Origin of the sequence: Actinophytocola sp. (genome assembly GCF_036555685.1) — a bacterium.
Classification (GTDB): domain Bacteria; phylum Actinomycetota; class Actinomycetes; order Mycobacteriales; family Pseudonocardiaceae; genus Actinophytocola.
The window spans coordinates 1-2698 of sequence record NZ_DATBKY010000177.1 but is presented as its reverse complement, the minus strand read 5'-3'; the positions used below and the strand labels follow the sequence as shown (position 1 = coordinate 2698).

At 71.2% G+C, this 2698-nt stretch carries 4 protein-coding genes; 1 reads left to right on the top strand and 3 read right to left on the bottom strand.

Features of this window, described 5'->3' with window-relative positions; genetic code table 11:
- From VH969_RS16905 to cmk, 3 genes are all read right to left on the bottom strand, one after another.
- Positions 1 to 439, bottom strand: a 439-nt coding sequence (locus VH969_RS16905; RefSeq protein WP_331975194.1) for a GTPase, incomplete at its 3' end; no start/stop codon positions are given.
- A 23-nt stretch (positions 440 to 462) separates the two neighbouring features.
- On the bottom strand, positions 463 to 1095 hold the full coding sequence (locus tag VH969_RS16900) for a lysophospholipid acyltransferase family protein (RefSeq protein ID WP_331975192.1): 633 nt from the start codon (positions 1093 to 1095) through the stop codon (positions 463 to 465).
- Positions 1096 to 1101: 6 nt separating this feature from the next.
- Entirely contained in the window at positions 1102 to 1806 is a 705-nt protein-coding gene (gene cmk / locus VH969_RS16895) for a (d)CMP kinase (protein ID WP_414638538.1), read from the bottom strand.
- Between the two features lie 201 nt (positions 1807 to 2007).
- Between cmk and VH969_RS16890 the strand changes: the two genes are divergently transcribed.
- Positions 2008 to 2574 (top strand): snapalysin family zinc-dependent metalloprotease, encoded by a 567-nt coding sequence (locus VH969_RS16890; protein ID WP_331975187.1) that lies wholly within the window; start codon positions 2008 to 2010, stop codon positions 2572 to 2574.
- Positions 2575 to 2698 lie beyond the last annotated feature (124 nt).

Below are 2698 nucleotides of genomic sequence, written 5' to 3'. Positions count from 1 at the left end.
CCAGGAGGACCGGCTTCTTCGAGCGGCGGAGGACGCGGGCGGCCGCCTCGTCGGTCGTGGTCGCGCCCACCGTCGCGTCGACGACCAGGAGCACCGCGTCCGCGGTCATCATCGCCAGCTCGGCCTGCTCGGTGACCGAGGCCTGCAGGCCCTCGGCCTTCGGGTCCCAGCCGCCCGTGTCGACGACCGTGAAGCGCCGGCCGCTCCACAGGGCGTCGTACGCCACGCGGTCGCGGGTGACGCCCGGCTTGTCCTGCACAACCGCCTCGCGCCGGCCGATGATGCGGTTCACCAGCGTCGACTTGCCCACGTTCGGCCGCCCGACCACCGCCAGCACCGGCTGCGGCGGCTGGCCCCCCTCCTCGTCGGGGTGGCCGAACTCCTCGTCGACCGACGTCCACTCGGACTCCGACGCCCAAGTGCCATCCAGATCCGTCATCCCAAGTCCTCTTAAAGGCAGCCTCAGGCAGCCGCGCGCTGCTCGTCCAACTCGTGCACCAGATCGGCGAGCCGCTTGCGGATCTCCTCTGTCGCCTCCCCCAGGCCGGACCGTCCTCGCGGGACGGTCAGCTCGAAGGGCGCGCCGACCAGAACGTCAAGCTTAGGCCGGAACCGCCGGCGCGAATCGGACGGCCGCAGCGTGCCGCGCGTGGCCACCGGCAGCACGACCGCGCCCGTCGTCCGCACGAGCCACGCCGCGCCCTGCTCGGCCCTGTCGACATCGCCCGATCCCCTTGTCCCTTCGGGAAAAACACCGAGCAGCCCGCCCGCGCGCAACACCTGGACGGCGGCGGTCAGCGCGGCCCGGTCGGCGACGCCGCGGCGTACCGGCAGCTGGCCGATGCGTACGAGCAGCCACCCCAGCACACCGGACATCAGCTCGCTCTTGATGAGGAACACCGACCGCCGCGGCAGCATGCCGAAGAGCACCTGTGGCTCGATCAGCGTGCTGTGGTTCGCCACCAGCACGACCGCACCGGACCGCGGCACGTTCGAGACGCCGACCACCCGGATGCGGTACGCCGGCCGGTAGAGCCACCTCGCGATCCACCGGCCGAAGTCGTGCAGACGTGGCCAGGCGCCCTCGGGCAACACCTGCGCTCACCACCTGCCAGGGCCGGCAGCCACCCCACGCAGCTCGCGCTCGTCCACCAACTCCAGGATCCGGTCCAGCACGCCGGCGACGTCCAGGTGGGTGGTGTCCAGCCACACCGCGTCGTCGGCCGGCCGCAGCGGCGAGGCCGCACGCGAGGAGTCCAGCCGGTCCCGCCGCTCCACGTCCAGCTTCGTGGCGTCCAACGTCGACTCCCGGCCCTCGGACGCGTCCTGGCTGGTCCGCCGCTGCGCGCGGGCGTCCGACGACGCCGTGAGGAAGATCTTCAGCGCCGCGTCGGGCGCGATGGCGCTGCCGATGTCGCGGCCCTCGACCACGATCCCGCCGTAGCGATCCACCGCGCCCGCGATGAGCTCCTGCTGCTGCATCTTCAGCAGCTCGCGCACCCGGGGCACCGCGGACACGGCGGACACGGCCAGCGTGACCTCCTGCCCGCGGATCTCGACGCCGACGTTCTCCTCCCCCAGCCGCACTTCCTGGCGGCGGGGGTCGGTGCCGACGCTCAGCGCCACCCGCTCCGCGACCTTCGCGACCGCTTCGGCGTCGGCCGGGTCGACCCCGGCTCGCAGCACCGCGAGCGTCACGGTCCGGTACATCGCACCGGTATCCAGATAGCCGGCTCCGAGGGCGGTCGCCAGGCGACGCGCCACCGTGGACTTTCCGGTTCCCGACGGGCCGTCCAGCGCGATCACGCCACGCAGCTCGCCCTCAACCACCGCGGTTGCCTCCTCCGGTCCGAGTCGCCCTTCCCCATTGTGCCTGGTGCCGCCGCGACGCGATCGCCCAGACCCCGGGTAGCTGGCAACTGGTGACGGGCATCTCCCCAACGATCAGCGGGTCCCGCGACCGCCCGGGCGGACCTAGCATCCGAAGGCGGATGACAGGAGGTAACGATGCTCAAACGCACAGTCATCGGCCTGTTCGCCGTATCGGCGACGCTGGTCGGCGGGTTCGTCGTGCCGAACGCGATGGCCGACGACGTTGAGCCCGCGGCCGTCACGATCACCTATGACGACAGCCAGGCGCCGGAGTACGTCGACGCGATCACCCAGGCCATCCAGATATGGAACGACTCGGTGAACAACGTCGAGATCACGCACGTGCAGCCGGGTCAGCAGGCCGAGGTCTCGTTCGAGTCCTTCGACGGCTGGCCGCAGGCCGAGCTGGGCCCGATCATGCCCGGCGGCCACGGCACCATCTGGTACGGCAAGGAGGCCGTCGACCAGGGCTACGACCTGATCCGCATCGCCGCGCACGAGTTCGGCCACAGCCTCGGCCTGCCGGACATGAAGCCCGGTCCGTGCGAGAGCCTGATGTCGGGCAGCACCGGCGGCGTGGACTGCAAGAACGCGACGCCGAACGCCGACGAGATCGCGCAGGTCGAGGACAACTACGCAGGCGGTGCCGCGGCGAAGAACCAGCAGCAGCACCACGTGGTCATCGGCTGGCTGGACGACTGATCCAGCCGACCTAGAGCAGCTCGCCGAGCGTGGCAATCGCCTTCTCCAGCTGCTCATCGGACAAGTACGGGGCGGGGCCAAACCGGAGATATTTACCCCGGCTGTCGGTGAGCACGCCGCGCTC